This is a genomic window from Psychrobium sp. nBUS_13, assembly GCF_051201665.1.
Lineage (GTDB): Bacteria > Pseudomonadota > Gammaproteobacteria > Enterobacterales > Psychrobiaceae > Psychrobium.
On record NZ_CP179210.1, the window covers coordinates 1,821,317 to 1,837,824 of the forward strand.

Consider the following 16,508-nt stretch of genomic DNA (forward strand, 5'->3'; position numbering starts at 1 on the left):
ATGCCCAATCATTTTCAAGGGAAGGTTATGTCTCAAGATACAACACAATATTTAAAAGATTACACAACACCAGATTATTTAATTAGCGACATCGGACTTGAGTTTGAGCTCAACGAAACAGCAACTGTAGTGACCGCAATATCAAACGTCACATGTCAACGTGCAGGCGCGCCGTTAAAACTTGACGGTGAAGATTTAGAATTGTTGTCGGTGAGTATTAATCAGCACGCACTTGAAGCAGGGGAGTATAGGCTTGAAGATAATATGCTGCTCATCGAAGAGGTACCTGAGACGTTTGAATTAACAATTGTTACGCAAATCAACCCAAGCGAGAATACAAAACTTGAAGGGTTATATATCGCTGGCGATGCATTTTGTACGCAATGTGAAGCACAGGGCTTTCGACGTATAACTTATTATCTTGATCGCCCTGATGTGATGGCGATCTATACGACAAAAGTCATTGCAGATCGTGATAAGTATCCGTTTTTATTAAGTAACGGTAACAAAATTGATAGTGGTGAACTCGACGGAAATCGCCATTTTGCAACTTGGCAAGATCCCCATAAAAAACCAGCGTACCTTTTCGCGTTAGTCGCGGGAGATTTTGATTTATTGACGGGGGAATACGAAACTAGATCAGGGCGCAAAGTCGCACTAGAATTTTTCGTAGATAAAGGAAATAAAGAAAAAGCGACTTACGCTCTTGGTGCATTGCAACGTTCGATGAAGTGGGATGAAGAACGTTTTGGCCTTGAATATGACTTAGATATTTATATGGTTGTTGCTGTTGATTTCTTTAATATGGGGGCCATGGAGAATAAAGGGCTCAACGTCTTTAACAGTAAATATGTATTGGCGGATAAGGAAAGTGCAACAGATAAAGATTTTCATGGTATTGAATCGGTTATTGGTCATGAGTACTTTCACAATTGGACAGGAAATAGAATTACCTGTCGCGATTGGTTCCAGTTGAGTTTAAAAGAAGGGTTGACTGTTTTTCGCGATCAGGAATTTAGCTCTGATTTAGGCTCTCGTGCTGTTAATCGTATTGATGCGGTTAAAGTCATTCGCTCTCATCAATTTAGCGAAGATGCTAGCCCGATGGCGCATCCTATCCGCCCTGAGGCGGTTATGGAAATGAATAACTTCTATACGGTGACAGTGTATAACAAGGGCGCCGAAGTTATCCGTATGATTCATACATTACTTGGAGAAGATAGATTTCAAGCCGGCATGCGTGAATACGTTTCGCAATTTGATGGCATGGCTGTTACTTGTGATGATTTTGTCAATGCAATGGCTACGGGATCTGGCGTCGATTTGGCTCAGTTTAAACGTTGGTATCAACAAAAAGGCACCCCCATTGTTACATCAACTCAATCTTATGACGCGCGACGTCGTCAATTGACGCTAACCTTAGAGCAAGAGTTTACAGGTAATAGTGATAATTCGCCGTTACACATTCCGATCAACATTGAGTTGATCAGCCCTACAGGCGAAATTTTGTCAGGTAAAAATAGTCCTCGTACGCTTGAGTTAATTGATACCGAGCAATCATTTACTTTTGATGATATTGAACAAGGCACCACTGCAGTATTGCTTGGTGATTTTTCAGCGCCGATAAAACTTAAAGACACTCAAACTGCTGATGACTTAGTGCATATCTTATCTTATAGCCGTAATGACATCTCGCGTTGGGATAGTGCACAGCAATTATTAACGAAAGTGATTTTAGAAAATAGCAAACAAATTACTATGAGTATCGACGATCAATTGCTCGTTGCTGTGAACATTGTATTGAATGACAATGACAGCGATCCAGCGCTCATTGCATTAGCTCTAGAATTGCCAGCGGATATGGCTCTGTTTGAACTAGAAACCCCCATTAATGTTGATGGGTTATTAGCAGCGAAACAATTCGTTAAACAACAGATAGCACTTCATTGTCATGATGCGTTGCGATTACGTTATGAGCGTTGTGTTGAAGAATTGCCGCTGGCTACATCAACGTCTAGCGCTCTGCGTTCTTTAAAAATGGTGCTGATGAGTTATTTATGCGCGCCAGCAACGCCTGAAAGCGTCGAATACATGGACGGTGAAATTGCACAGCAATTTGCTGATGCAAAAGAAATGACAGAGTCGATTAATGCATTAACGCTTGCTTGCCAATATCAACTACCGAGTTTTGAATCGTTATCTGATATATTTTCTAGCCGATGGAGCGAGAACGGATTAGTGATGGATAAGTGGTTTATGACCATTGGCCAATGGCCGGCAAGCGATGCAATAGAGAGAGTTATTGACGCGATGAATCAACCGAGTTTTAGTTGGCAAAATCCGAACCGAGTACGCAGCTTGATTGGTGCTTTTGCGCAGGGGAACGCAAAAAAATTTCACCAGATTGATGGCAGTGGCTATCGCTATTTAACGCAGCAATTGATCAAACTTAATGACATTAATCCACAAATAGCGGCACGTTTAGTCACACCGCTATTGTCATGGCACAAGTTTGATGAAACGCGAAGTGCGCTAATGAAATCTGAGTTAACTACCTTAGCTAAGTTACCAACGCTTTCTAAAGACTTGCTTGAAAAAGTTACATTAAGTTTAAGTCAATAAGTGCGATAGAGTTATGAACAAATATTATTTTTCTCTTAATGTGAGTTATGAGCGTTTTTTACCTTTTTATCAGGGGCAAATTGATACTGTGCAGGTGGTCGATGAGGTCGGAAGGCGAATTGATATACCGGCGAAACACTTTCGACAATTTTTAACGCGCGACGGTATTTTCGGAAAATTTGAGCTGATTACGCAAGTTGATGGAAAATTTATCACACTTAATAGAATTTATTAGAGTATTTACTTTAAACGATAGTGCGAATTAGCGGCATGGCAATTAAACGAGAGTGAATTATTTTACTCTTTTATAACAATGCTTTAACGATGAATATATCGCGTTTTCTTGATAAATAGAGAACGCTGCATTTTTTTTTAAATGTCGGGTTAGGTTTTTTGCTCTATTTCTTAGAAAACTTTAGATAAATCAATCAAAACATCAGTTGCAGGGTGCGTTTATTTGCTGTAAAAATTAGTGTTAGCTGATTATGTTAGTGAAATAATTAACATAAATAAAAAATAACAATAATCCTAAATGGAAAGTGGAGAAAGCTACATGAACGTGTTTAAAAAATCCGTGCTAGCCGTCGGTATAGGAGCTGCAATGGCAGCGCTAACTGCACCCAGTGCGCAAGCAGTAACTTTCAACTGGGGCGATATCGAAGGTAGTTTTAACTCTACTTTCTCATATGGTAGCTCTTGGCGTGTTGAGAAACGCGATTTTGATAATCAAGTAGGTATCGTTAATAATCCAAACAATGGATTAGATTGGTCTGGTTATACTGCATTTGGTAATACCAAATATATCTCATCAGAATTATTTGCCCAAGATGGCTCGTATTCAAGTAATGGTGATTTAGCAAACCTCGCTTGGTCAAAAGGCGATGCATTTAGCCAAGTCGTCAAGGGCTTGCATGAACTTGATTTACGTTATGAAAACTACGGTGTATTTATTCGTGGTATGTACTTTCATGATTTCGCATTAGATGGCAACCCTGATTATAAGCGTGAGCTACAAATTGATGGTCAAGATCGTGGTATTGATCTTTGTCGTGATAAAACGGCTGATGAACGCTTTTGTTCAGACATTCGTTTATTAGATGCATACTTTTCTGCTGATTGGGACTTTGGTGAGACACCAGTATCGTTCCGTATTGGTCAGCAGGTAATTAGCTGGGGTGAAAGCGCATTAATTTCACATGGTATTTCAACGATTAACGCAGTTGATTTAGGTCGGCTACGCACACCTGGCGCTGAGCTAAAAGAAGCCTTTATTCCACAAGGCATGGCGTGGGTTTCTGCGGGCTTAACTGAAAACTTATCGATGGAAGCGTACTATCAATATGAATGGCAAGGAACTGTGGTTCCTGCTGCCGGTACCTACTTTGCATCAAATGACTTTGTTGCCGGTGGCGGTCAATATAGTGCGATCCAATTAGGATTCAATGGTAACCCTGATATTGATGGTGACTTCTTAATTTCTGAGTTAAACAAACTGAGTGGCATGGTAACTTCAGGTCAAGTACCTGCGGCAACGCTTGGTGAGTTGATGTTGGCGTATCCAACAAAAGTAGCAATTAGAAGTAATGACATCAAACCAGAAGATGGTGGTCAATACGGTCTTAAATTCGCGTATCAATTTGATACCGCAGAACTTGCGTTTTACTACATGAACTATCACAGTCGTCGCCCATTAATTTCGGGGCAAGCGTCTAACTTCACTGCAGCCGCTATTCAACATGATCTTGGAGTGCTTGGCGCAGCTGCTGGCAATGTAGATTACGATACATTAGAAGAGCTAGATACCTTTACAAAAGCAAAAATAGTCTTCCCTGAAGACATTAAACTTTATGGTTTAAGCTTCAATACAGTATTGGGTGAAACATCTTTTGCTGGTGAAGTTTCTCATCGTCAAGACGAAGCGCTACAAATAGATGATGTAGAATTATTGTTTGCTGCGATGCCACAACAATTAGCGAATGCTGGCTTACGTCCTGATTTAGACGGAATTTCGCAAATGGAAGGTCTAACCTACCCATTTAAAGAAGGCGATTCTGTACCACCAGGTGCACTAGCAAACGGTTACGTTTTGGTTGATACAACTCAAGCTCAGTTTAACCTTGCACACTTGTTTGGTCCTACTTTAGGTGCTGATAACCTAACATTATTTGGTGAGTTTGGTGCGGTTTGGATTCATGATATGCCAGACCAAGACGTTCTACGTCTAAATGGTCCTAACACGGCGCGTTCTGGTGGTAATCCAGATATGCCGGGTATTATTCAATTAATTCACAATGGTCCAGAAACTAATCCTTTCCCAACTGATTTTGCTTGGGGCTACCGTTTAGTGGCTAAAACAGACCATAACAACGTATTTGACGGTGTAAACGCGTCAGTTAAATTGGTGTTCTCACATGACGTGAAAGGTATTACACCTGACCCAATTTTCCTATTTACTGAAGGCTCTAAATCAATGGCTGCTTCTGTAGATTTTGAATATCAAAATCGTTGGACTGCATCATTTGGTTATAACTCTTTCTGGGGTGGTAAAGGCACCATCAATACCATGGAAGATAAAGACTTCGTATCATTTAGCATTAAATATTCAATCTAACGGGTGCACAATAATATGAAAAAATTAACCCTTATTACGGCAATGACACTTGCTCTTAGCGCGCAAGCAAATGCTGCGGTTACTAGCGAAGAAGCGGCTAAGCTGAAAAAAGAACTAACCCCTGTAGGCGCGACACGTGCCGGAAATGCGGACGGTTCGATTCCTGCGTGGACTGGCGGTATCACTAAGCCAGTAGCTGGTTACTCAAAAGGTGATCACCATCCAGATCCATTTGCAGCTGATAAAGTGTCTTTTACTATCACGGCTAAGAACGTAGAACAGTACAAAGACAACTTAACCCCTGGACAAATTAAGCTTTTTAAAACGTATCCTGATACGTTTAAAATGCATGTTTACCCAACTCGTCGAAGTGCATCAATGCCGCAGAATGTTTACGACGCGATTGCTGATAATGCAACTAAAGCTGAGTTAATTCTTGGTGGTAATGGTATTAGTAATGCAGTGTTGGGAGTTCCATTTCCAATACCTACAACGGGCTTAGAAGTAATTTGGAATCACATTACTCGTTACCGTGGTGAAAAAGCAGAAATTGTGTCGGCGCAAGTTGCGCCGACAGCATCGGGTGATTACACCATGATGGAAATGAAAAACAGCATTTTGTTTAAATACACTGAACCGGGTATGACAGCTGATAAACTGGCCGATGACAATATCGTGTTTAAGTTTAAGCAAGTTACCACTCAGCCAGCACGTTTAGCGGGAACCGCATTATTGGTTCATGAAACACTAAACCAAGACAGCGAGCCACGTAAAGCTTGGACGTATAATACGGGACAACGTCGCGTGCGCTTAGCGCCAAATATTGCATTTGATACGCCGGGTACAGCGACTGATGGTCTGCGTACCACCGATGATTTCGATATGTACAATGGTTCACCATCACGTTACAACTGGAAGTTAATCGGTAAAAAAGAAGTGTATATTCCATACAACTCTTATAAGCTGCATGCGAAAGGTTTGGATTATGATGACTTAATTAAACCAGGTCATATTAATCAAGATTACGTACGCTACGAGAAACATCGTGTATGGCAAGTAGAAGCGACCTTGAAAGAAGGCATGCGTCATACATATAAAAAACGTGTATTTTTCATCGATGAAGATAACTGGCAGGTGTCAGTTGCGGATATCTACGATAACCGTGATGAATTATACCGCGTAGCGATGGCACATGAGCTAAACTACTATGAGTTACCAGCGTCTTGGTCAACATTAGACGTTTACTACGATTTACAATCACGTCGTTATTTAGCACAAGGCTTAGATAACCATAGTAAAATGTATAATTTTGATGCGAAATTAACAGATAAAAAATTCACTAAATCGGCTTTACGTCGTGCCGGTAGATAATTTGTTAGTGTTCGAATTTTAAAGATAAAAGTGAAGCCGGCTATATGCCGGCTTTAGTTTTTATTGAGGATTAAAAAGTTGTTTAAAACAAATAAATTAATGTTCGGGTTAGTACTAGCAGGTATGACAGGTACATGGTCACTGGCTAGTGCTACAGAAGCTACGCAAGAAGTTAAACAGGTGTTTACATCTCAAGCAGCTGTGTTAGCAAAACATGCACCCGTTATGGCTATTGCAAATAATGGACAACAGATGATTGCGGTAGGTGCGCGCGGTCATGTGTTGGCCAGCGATAGCAAAGCTGATTGGTCACAGGTTTTGGTGCCAACCGATGTATTGCTTACTGATGTTGAGTTTTTTGGCGAAAAAAATGGATGGAGTGTGGGTCACGATGCAACTATTCTGCACACAGTCGATGGCGGTAGTTCTTGGGAAATCCAACTGCAAATCCCTGCGTTAGATCGTCCTTTACTTGACGTCGATTTTGTCAGTGAAAGTCAGGGCTTTGCAATTGGCGCTTACGGTATGTTTTATGGAACCGTTGATGGTGGTAAAACATGGACCAAACAATTCTTGCAAAGCCTCCTTCCTGAAGACGATGTCGAATATCTAGCGGAAGTGCGAGAAGAAAGCGAAGAAGATTATCAATCTGAAATCGCATCAATATTGCCGCATTTCAATAAGATGATTGAATTAAAAGGCCAGCGTCTGATGTTGGTCGGTGAATTGGGTTTAATCGCATTTTCTAGTGACTTAGGAAAGAGTTGGCAACGTATTGAAAATGTCTATGAAGGCTCTTTCTTCACAGGAGCTCAGTTGTCCTCTGGTGCGATTTTAGTCGGCGGCTTACGTGGCAACATGTTTCGTTCAACTGATAACGGTATAAATTGGTCAAAAGTCGATCTTGGCAATAGCAACAGCATCAATGACATTTATCAATTGAAAAATGGCGATGTTTTAGCGGCGCAAAATAACGGTACGTTATTAATTTCAAAAGATGATGGCGTTAATTTTACTCAGCATCGTTTACAAAAAGGACAGGATTTGATGGATATTCATCAAATTCAAGACCAAGTTTGGCTAGCTGGCAGTAAAGGTTTAAATGTAATCAAGGGTTCGAAGTAGGTCAACATGAATAAACTGGTGTTTTTTGTAGAACAATTTATCTTTCGCCACCGCCGATTTGTGGTTGCGTTCTTTGCCTTAGTTACGTTGTTTTTATTGTTTCAAGCATCTCAACTTAAAATGGATGCAGCGTTTACCAAGAATATTCCGTTAAATCACGAATATATGCAAACGTATACCAAACACGCTAAAGATTTTGGCGGCGCTAACAGTATTATGGTGGCGGTACGTGCTAAAGATGGCAATGTATTTAGTGAATCATTTTTTAATGATCTCAAGCAGGTTCACGACCAACTTTACTTTATTCCTGGTATAGACAGAACCTCAGTTAAATCACTGTATTCACCGTCTACACGGTTCACCGAAGTGGTTGAAGACGGATTTGCTGGCGGTCCTGTTATTCCAGCAGACTTTGTTGCAGATGCGCGCGGATTAGATATCGTAAAAAGCAACGTTGAAAAAGCAGGTATTGTTGGTCGATTAGTATCTAACGATTATTCTTCAGCGATGGTGTCAGCAAAGTTACTAGATTTTAACCCTGAAACGGGTGAAAGACTTGAAACGCTCGTGTTTGCTGAACAGTTGGAGAATGATTTAAGAGGGAAGCTATTAAACGATAATATTGATATTCACATTATTGGTTTTGCCAAGATGGCGGGGGATGTCGCTGAAGGCGCAAAGGGCGTTGTGTTGTTTTTTATTGTCGCTCTGTTGATTACGGCGATAATGGTCTATTTGTTTTCGCGGTGTTGGATATTGACTGTGCTACCTTTAGTTTGTTCTCTCATTGCCGTTGTTTGGCAAATGGGATTGCTGACACTATTAGGTTTTGGTTTAGACCCAATGTCAATTTTAGTTCCATTTCTCGTTTTTGCAGTCGGTGTTAGCCACAGTGTTCAAGTGGTTAATGGCGTTAAAAAGAAAATGCTGACGGGACTGGGCTCTAAAGAAGCGGCTGCAGCGACATGTTGTGCGCTGTTAATTCCAGGTGGTGTTGCACTATTATCAGATACTATCGGTTTCATAACGCTGCTCTCAATTGATATTGGAATTATTCGTGAGTTAGCTATTTCCGCGAGTTTGGGTGTTGGCGTAATTATTTTTACCAATCTGGTTTTATTGCCGGTATTAATCTCCTATCGCGACGTTAAAATTAATCCACGAGAAAGTGAGCCGAATCCGGCCCTTGAAAAACTGTGGACGCTATTAGCGATGTTCGCATCTCGTAAAGCTGCGATAGTGGTGGTGTCGTTAACCGCTGTATTATTTGTTGCTGGTCACTTTCAAGCACAAAAAATGAAAGTCGGCGACCTAGAAGCAGGCGCTGCAGCGCTGCATCAATGGTCCCGTTACAATCAAGATACAGCACTGATTACCGAGCGATTTTCAATCACTACCGATGTCATGTCGATTATTGTTGAAGGCCAAGCGGATTCTTGTACGGATTACACGACATTAGCAACGATGGACAAATTTCAGTGGCAAATGGAAAATGTTAAAGGTGTTCAATCAGCGATTAGTCTATCGAGTGTGGTAAAAACCGTTAACGGTGGTTTTAATGAAGGCAACCCTAAATGGCGAACATTGTCACGTACGCAAGCAACCTTAGTACAATCGATTTCGCAAGTGCCGACGACGACAGGTTTGCTCAACGCTAAATGTGACAACATGCAGATCTTGCTGTTTTTAGAAGATCATAAAGCAAATACAATCGAACGTGTTGTCGCAGAAGCTAAGCATCAAGCGTCATTATTAGATACTGATACGCTGAAGTTTAAATTGGCATCCGGACCAGTCGGCGTTATGGCTGCAACCAATGAAGCTGTCGAAGCGGCGCAAACGCCAATGATGATGTACGTCTATGGTGCGGTGATCGCGTTGTGTCTTCTAAGCTTTAGGTCGTTACGTGCCACTATTTCGGTAGTTGTTCCTCTATTTGTTGTGTCTACGTTGGCGCAAGCACTGATGACATTCCTTAATATCGGGTTAACGGTATCGACGTTACCGGTAATCGCGTTAGGAGTGGGTATTGGGGTTGATTACGGGATATATATCCTTGCGACAATGAACCAAGGCCTGAGCCAAGGACTAACCGTTCAGCAATCCTATATGATGGCACTTAAAGAGCGTGGTACGGCGGTAATATTTACTGGTGTGACATTGGCTATTGGCGTGAGTACTTGGTTCTTCTCTGATCTTAAGTTCCAAATGGACATGGGTATTTTGCTTACTTTTATGTTTTTAGTGAATATGTTGGGCGCAATTATCGTTTTACCTGCTTTAGCTAATTTATTGTGGTTCAAACAAGGTAAATGAGCTGTTAAAAATTCGTAATTTGTCGTTAAAAAAAGGCCATTTTATGGTCTTTTTTTTTGTCTTTTGCATAACCATTCACTCATTGTGCTTGAAATTGTCTAGGCCTTGAATTAACTGGTGTTACGAGTTGTTTTTTATGAAAAAATTACTCGAAATTTATAGTCTTTAATAATAGACTAGCTTAACTAAAACAAAAATATATGGATCAAGGCAGGATGCTTGGTCTGAAGTCCAGAGCTTAGAACAATAACTAACCAGTTAATTAAAGGAATCGAGACTATGGCATTAAAAGATGCAAATTCCTCTGTACTATTGGAAAACGTGGCACGCATGATCGACGACAACGTAGGCGAAGAATTAGCCCCGCTTGTTAAATCATTTACTAAAATAATTTATGGCGATATCTCGGAAGATGATATTGCGGTGCGAAGTGATAGTGACCTATATGGCGCTGCATTGAGCTTATGGGGAGCGTTAAACGAACGTAAGCCTTATGAGCAAGTGGTTAAGGTGTATAACCCAATTCTTTCTCGTCATGGTTGGCAGCCGACGAAAACTATTATAGAAATTGTGCATGCAGATATGCCGTTCTTAGTAGATTCTGTCAACATGGCTCTTAAACGTCTAAACATTAACAGCCACTTATCACTACACTACCCAATTAGTGTTTCTCGTGATGGCCAAGGTAATGTTAATTCCCTCGCTAGTTTAAAAAATAAAAAAGAACAAACAGAAGATATAACTATTTTCCTTTTGGAAATAGATCGTTTGGAGTCTGAAGAAGTATTGGCGCAAGTACAACAAGAACTAGTGAATGTACTTGAAGAAGTTACTTTATCGGTACAAGACTGGAAACCGATGCGTGGTAAATTAAAAGACGTTATTGACGGTTTAGCTAAGGCACCTTTTCCTGGTCCCAAACGTGAATTGGAAGAGACGTTAAATTTCTTGCAGTGGATTTATGAAGGTAACTTTACCTTACTTGGTTATCGTTCATATTCGCTAAACGCGGTTGAAGGTGATATTGAATTGATGGCCGATTCAAGTACTAGTCTTGGTATGATGCTTAACTCGCAAGAGAGCAAGCCTAAGTTATTATCAAGTCTTACCTTTGGTGCGCAGCGTGAAGCAACATCTGACAAATTAATGCTATTGACCAAAAGCAATACAATCTGTCGCGTCCACCGCCCAACAAAAACAGATTACATTGGTATTAAGCGCTTTGATAAAGCTGGACGTGTTGTCGGTGAAGATCGCTTCATCGGTTTATATGGCTCTAGTATCTACAATAACAGCGTTTTTCAAATCCCATACCTTGGTGACAAACTACAACGCATTACTGAATTGTCTAACTACAGCAAAGGTAGTCATGACTTTAAAGCGATGCAGCATTTCTTAGAAACCTATCCACGTGATGAATTAATTCAAGCCACTGAAGCTGAATTGTTAGCGACGTGTGTATCTGTATTGAAACTAGAAGAGCGTGATTGCGTTAAGTTAGTCGTTCGCGAAGACAGTTTTGGCCGCTTTTATTCGTGTGTTGTTTACATGGCAAGAGAGCGTTACAACACGGCGCTGCGTAAGAAAACGCAAGAAGTATTAGCACGTCACTTTGAATCAGATGAAAAAGTTGCATTTACGACCTTCTTCTCAGAATCAAATCTGGCGCGTACACATTATATTGTGCAGTTAAAACCTAACCACAAACCGGAAATTAGCGTGAAAGCCATCGAAAACGATTTAATTGAAGCCGCTCGTTCATGGGAAGATAAGCTAGAGAATGCATTAGTTGCGCATCATGGCGAATCTATTGCTAAAGCACTCAGTAATAAGTACAACAAAGCCTTTAGCCAGAGCTATAAAACTGATGTATTACCTGGCGTTGCTGTTGTTGATATTGCGACCCTCGAAACATTAAACGACGATCACAATTTAGGGATGATTTTCTATCGTCCACAAGAAATGAAGAAGGGCAGTAAACAAGTTCGATTGAAATTGTTTAGCTTAGACGAGCCACTTCATTTATCTGATGTGTTACCAATGCTTGAAAACTTCGGTTTAAGAATCGTTGGCGAGCGTCCGTACGAGTTAATTTTAGAAGGCGGTCATTCAGCTTGGGTTCTAGATTTCCAAATGCTGCATACAGGTGACAACAACTTCGACATTAATGAAGTACAAAATATCTTCCAAAACGCATTTGCTCAAGTATGGTCAGGTGAGTTAGAGGACGATGGGTTTAATAAGTTATTACTGGCGACTAATTTAACAGGCCGTAAGATCACTATTTTACGAGCATATGCTAAGTACATGCGTCAAATCGGTAGTACTTTTAACCAAAGTTATATCGAAGAGACAATGGGGCGTTACCCTGAAATCGCTAAATTAATTATCGAACTGTTTACATTAAAATTCGATCCAAGTGCTAAATTTAGTGAAAAGAAACTCACCAAAATTCAAGACGATATTATCGATCGTTTAGACCTAGTTGCCAACTTAGATGACGACCGAATTATTCGTCGTTACCTAGACATGGTTTTAGCGACGATTCGTACTAACTTCTTCCAACCAAGTGAAGATGGCTCAACGAAACCTTATATGTCATTTAAGGTTCGTCCTGAAATGATTCCTGAAATTCCGCTGCCATTACCCAAGTTTGAAATCTTTGTGTATTCGCCGCGTGTTGAAGGTGTACATTTACGTGGTGGCAAAGTCGCACGTGGTGGTTTACGTTGGTCTGATCGTCGTGAAGATTTCCGAACTGAAGTATTGGGCTTAGTTAAAGCACAGCAAGTTAAAAATACGGTTATTGTGCCAGTAGGGGCGAAAGGCGGTTTTGTTTGTAAGAGATTACCAACAACGGGCGGTCGTGAAGCGTTCTTTACTGAAGGACAAGAGTGTTACAAGATTTTCATTCGCGCGTTATTAGATATCACAGACAACATTGTTGATGGTGAGCTTATTCCACCAAAATCTGTGGTACGTCATGATGAAGATGATCCGTACTTAGTTGTTGCTGCCGATAAAGGTACAGCAACCTTCTCCGATATCGCTAATGGAATTTCTGAAGAATATAACTTCTGGCTGGGCGATGCATTCGCGTCAGGCGGTAGTGTTGGTTACGACCATAAGAAAATGGGCATCACAGCTCGTGGTGGCTGGGAATCTGTTAAGCGTCATTTCCGCGAAATAGGTATTGATTGTCAGAACACTGACTTTACTTGTATTGCTGTTGGTGACATGGCGGGTGATGTATTCGGTAACGGTATGTTGTTGTCAAAACACACCTGTTTACAAGTTGCATTCAACCACATGCACATCTTTATCGATCCAACGCCAGATGCCGCTAAAAGCTGGGTAGAGCGTGACCGTCTATTTAATTTACCACGTTCATCGTGGGACGATTACAACACTGATTTAATTTCTAAAGGCGGTGGTATTTTCTCTCGTAGCGCTAAATCTATTAGCCTAACGCCAGAAATTAAAAAGATGCTAGGCATTAAGAAAGCAAGCCTAACGCCTAATGAATTAATCAAAGCGGTATTACGCATGAACGTTGATTTGTTCTGGAACGGCGGTATCGGTACTTATCTTAAAGGTTCAAGCGAAAGCCATGCTGATGTTGGCGATCGTGCCAATGACGCACTGCGTATCAATGGCAGTGAGATGCAAGCTAAAATTATCGGTGAGGGTGGTAACCTAGGTTGTACCCAACTTGGTCGTATTGAATATTGCGCGGCTGGCGGCCGTATGAATACTGACTTTATCGATAACGTGGGTGGCGTAGATTGTTCGGATAATGAAGTAAACATCAAAATTTTACTTAATAGCTTGGTTGCTCATGGTGATTTAACTGTGAAACAACGTAACGAGCTGCTTTATTCAATGACAGACGAAGTTGGCGATATTGTAATTGATAACCATAATCGTCAAACACAATCACTATCGATTAGTAATCATGGTGGTGCGAACATGCTTAAAGAGCAGATTCGCTTCATGCATGGTTTAGAAAAAGCCGGAAGTCTTGATCGCGCACTTGAGTTTTTACCAAGTGATGAAGAGTTAGCAGAACGCCAAGCAGACAACCGTGGCTTTACACGTCCTGAGTTAGCAGTATTGTTAGCTTACGGAAAAATGGTACTCAAAGAGCAATTAGTTATTGATGAAATAACTGACAACAGCTTCCATTCTCGCTTATTGCCTGCTGCTTTCCCTAAAGTTCTGCAAGAGCGCTATGCGTCAGATATGGAAAACCATCCTCTGCGTCGTGAAATTATTGCTACTCAGTTAGCCAATAAGTTGGTTGATGACATGGGCTTGAACTTTGTTCACCGCATGACGGATGAAACTGGCGCAACGGTTGATGAAATTGCTCATTGTTATTCTATTGCAAGTGAAGTCTTCGGTTTACGTGAAGTATTTGAAGCCATTGACGCGTTGAATAACAAGCTTGATGCAAAAGTTCAAACGAAGCTATTGTACGAAACACGCCGCAGTATTCGCCGTGTAACACGTTGGTTCTTACGTAATCGTGATACGTCTAAATCCATTGAAGAAACAATCGAATTCTACAAGCCTAAATTTAATGTGCTTAACGAAAACATGTTTGATCTATTGGTTGCTAGTGATGCTAAGTTTATTAAAGCTAAAATCGATGACATGATTAAACAAGGCGTGCCAAAACAAATCAGTGAAATGGTATGTAAAGCGTCGACTATGTTCTCGGCAATGGATATCGCTCAAGTTGCTCAAGAAGCTGATATGGATCTGTGTTTAGTTGCGCAAATCTACTTCAAACTTGGTGATGAAGTTGAACTGCATTGGTTCTTAGACCAAATTTCAGCACAGCCAGTAGCAAACCATTGGCAAGCGCTGGCAAGAGCTTCGTTTAGGGAAGAGCTTGATTGGCAACAACGCGCGTTAACAACAACGGTATTAAAAGGTTGTTCAAGCAAAGATGGTTGTGAAGATATCGTAGCTAAATGGCTAAACGATAACGAAAAACTATTAAATCGTTGGGTGCATTTACTCGCTGATTTTAAAGCAAGTAAAACGCATGAATTTGCTAAATTCTCAGTAGCACTACGAGAATTAAATTTATTGAGCCATAATGCGACTTTAGCGTTATAATATAGCGCAATTTTTAAGAGCCCGGTCAATGCCGGGCTTTTTTATGTTACTAACTTAGTGAATTCTAATACCAATTGCATTAAGTAAGTGATCTTGTTGTGCGTAGAGAAAATCAGCTAAAACAAGGCGCTCGATTGACTAATAGCTGGCTATTAGGATTGAGAGCAACGCCATTTTAGTTAATTTTAACAAGTACAAGTGGGCAAATATTTAATGCAATTGGTATAAGGGTTGATAGGCATAAATTTCATGAAGTTTATCCTTATCATTCTTTTTATATTGGAGATCCCATGTTTTTTTCATTGTCGCAAAAACTAATGTTTCAACTCGATCCTGAGCGTGCTCATGAAATGGCGATCTCATTTTTAAAACATTCAGCGAACACACCGCTAGCCTGCGCATATGCTCAAAACCTGCCAAACAAACCGGTCAATGTCATGGGTATTGATTTTAAGAACCCTGTTGGGTTAGCTGCAGGTCTTGACAAGAATGGCGAATGCATAGACGCATTCGACAAAATGGGTTTTGGTTTTGTTGAAGTGGGTACAGTGACGCCTCGTGCGCAAGATGGTAATGAAAAACCGCGAATTTTCCGCCTAAAAGAACAACAGGCTATTATAAATCGTATGGGCTTTAATAATCACGGTGTTGATTACTTGGTAAATAATGTTGAGAACAGACAATCAAATGGTGTGCTTGGCATCAATATTGGTAAAAACTTTGATACGCCTGTTGAAAATGGCAAAGACGATTACTTAATTTGTATGGATAAAGTCTACCAACATGCATCATACATTACGGTAAATATTTCATCGCCAAATACGCCTGGTTTACGTAGCTTACAATACGGTGATGCATTAGATGATTTATTAAAATCATTAAAAGAACGCCAAGCGGCATTAGCGATTCAACATAATAAACAAGTGCCATTATTGTTAAAAATAGCACCTGACTTAAGCCATGAAGAAGTGATTCAAATTGCGGATAGTTTGGTGCGTCACAACGTTGATGGTGTTATTGCGACAAATACAACGTTGTCTCGTGAGGGCGTTGAGAACTCGACTTATGGAAGTGAAGCTGGTGGGCTAAGCGGACGTCCAGTAGCTCAAAAATCAACTGAAGTTGTTAAATTACTCAATCAAGAGATAAATGGAAAATTACCTATCATTGGTGTTGGTGGGATCGATTCTGCAGCATCAGGCGCTGAAAAATTTGCAGCTGGTGCATCATTGATCCAAGTTTATAGTGGTTTTATTTACCAAGGGCCTCAATTAATCAAAGACTTGGTTAACGCTCGTTAACGTCAAATATATAAGCGATCGAGAGAGGGATCCTG

At 40.6% G+C, this 16,508-nt stretch carries 8 protein-coding genes; all 8 read left to right on the forward strand.

From position 1 onward, the window contains the following. Positions 1-27: 27 nt before the first annotated feature. The 8 genes from pepN (at position 28) to pyrD (ending at position 16,473) form a co-directional block, all read left to right on the forward strand. Positions 28-2,622 (forward strand): aminopeptidase N, encoded by a 2,595-nt coding sequence (pepN, locus tag ACMAZF_RS08365; protein ID WP_435276913.1) that lies wholly within the window; start codon positions 28-30, stop codon positions 2,620-2,622. A 13-nt stretch (positions 2,623-2,635) separates the two neighbouring features. Next, the gene (locus tag ACMAZF_RS08370) at positions 2,636-2,857 is read left to right on the forward strand and encodes a DUF2835 domain-containing protein (protein WP_435276914.1); all 222 of its coding nucleotides are present in this window, start codon (positions 2,636-2,638) and stop codon (positions 2,855-2,857) included. A gap of 318 nt (positions 2,858-3,175) precedes the next feature. Then, positions 3,176-5,233, forward strand: a complete 2,058-nt coding sequence (locus ACMAZF_RS08375) for a DUF1302 domain-containing protein (RefSeq protein WP_435276915.1) — start codon at positions 3,176-3,178, stop codon at positions 5,231-5,233. A gap of 15 nt (positions 5,234-5,248) precedes the next feature. Further along, positions 5,249-6,604, forward strand: coding sequence for a DUF1329 domain-containing protein (locus ACMAZF_RS08380; RefSeq protein ID WP_435276916.1), 1,356 nt, complete (start codon positions 5,249-5,251; stop codon positions 6,602-6,604). Between the two features lie 78 nt (positions 6,605-6,682). Beyond that, positions 6,683-7,729, forward strand: a complete 1,047-nt coding sequence (locus ACMAZF_RS08385; RefSeq protein WP_435276917.1) for a WD40/YVTN/BNR-like repeat-containing protein — start codon at positions 6,683-6,685, stop codon at positions 7,727-7,729. Between the two features lie 6 nt (positions 7,730-7,735). Continuing rightward, complete coding sequence (locus tag ACMAZF_RS08390) at positions 7,736-10,045, forward strand: efflux RND transporter permease subunit (protein WP_435276918.1); 2,310 nt, start codon at positions 7,736-7,738, stop codon at positions 10,043-10,045. 279 nt (positions 10,046-10,324) lie between these two features. After that, positions 10,325-15,172 carry an NAD-glutamate dehydrogenase gene (locus ACMAZF_RS08395; protein WP_435276919.1) on the forward strand — a complete coding sequence of 1,616 codons (4,848 nt, stop codon included), beginning with the start codon at positions 10,325-10,327 and terminating at the stop codon, positions 15,170-15,172. A gap of 290 nt (positions 15,173-15,462) precedes the next feature. Beyond that, entirely contained in the window at positions 15,463-16,473 is a 1,011-nt protein-coding gene (gene pyrD / locus ACMAZF_RS08400; RefSeq protein ID WP_435276920.1) for a quinone-dependent dihydroorotate dehydrogenase, read from the forward strand. Positions 16,474-16,508 lie beyond the last annotated feature (35 nt).

Excerpts from the sequence above, each read along its gene's own strand:
- ACMAZF_RS08395 (WP_435276919.1), top strand. The coding sequence starts at position 10,325 with ATGGCATTAAAAGATGCAAATTCCTCTGTACTATTGGAAAACGTGGCA.
- ACMAZF_RS08390 (WP_435276918.1), top strand. The coding sequence starts at position 7,736 with ATGAATAAACTGGTGTTTTTTGTAGAACAATTTATCTTTCGCCACCGC.
- ACMAZF_RS08370 (WP_435276914.1), top strand. The coding sequence starts at position 2,636 with ATGAACAAATATTATTTTTCTCTTAATGTGAGTTATGAGCGTTTTTTA.
- pyrD (WP_435276920.1), top strand. The coding sequence starts at position 15,463 with ATGTTTTTTTCATTGTCGCAAAAACTAATGTTTCAACTCGATCCTGAG.
- pepN (WP_435276913.1), top strand. The coding sequence starts at position 28 with ATGTCTCAAGATACAACACAATATTTAAAAGATTACACAACACCAGAT.
- ACMAZF_RS08375 (WP_435276915.1), top strand. The coding sequence starts at position 3,176 with ATGAACGTGTTTAAAAAATCCGTGCTAGCCGTCGGTATAGGAGCTGCA.
- ACMAZF_RS08380 (WP_435276916.1), top strand. The coding sequence starts at position 5,249 with ATGAAAAAATTAACCCTTATTACGGCAATGACACTTGCTCTTAGCGCG.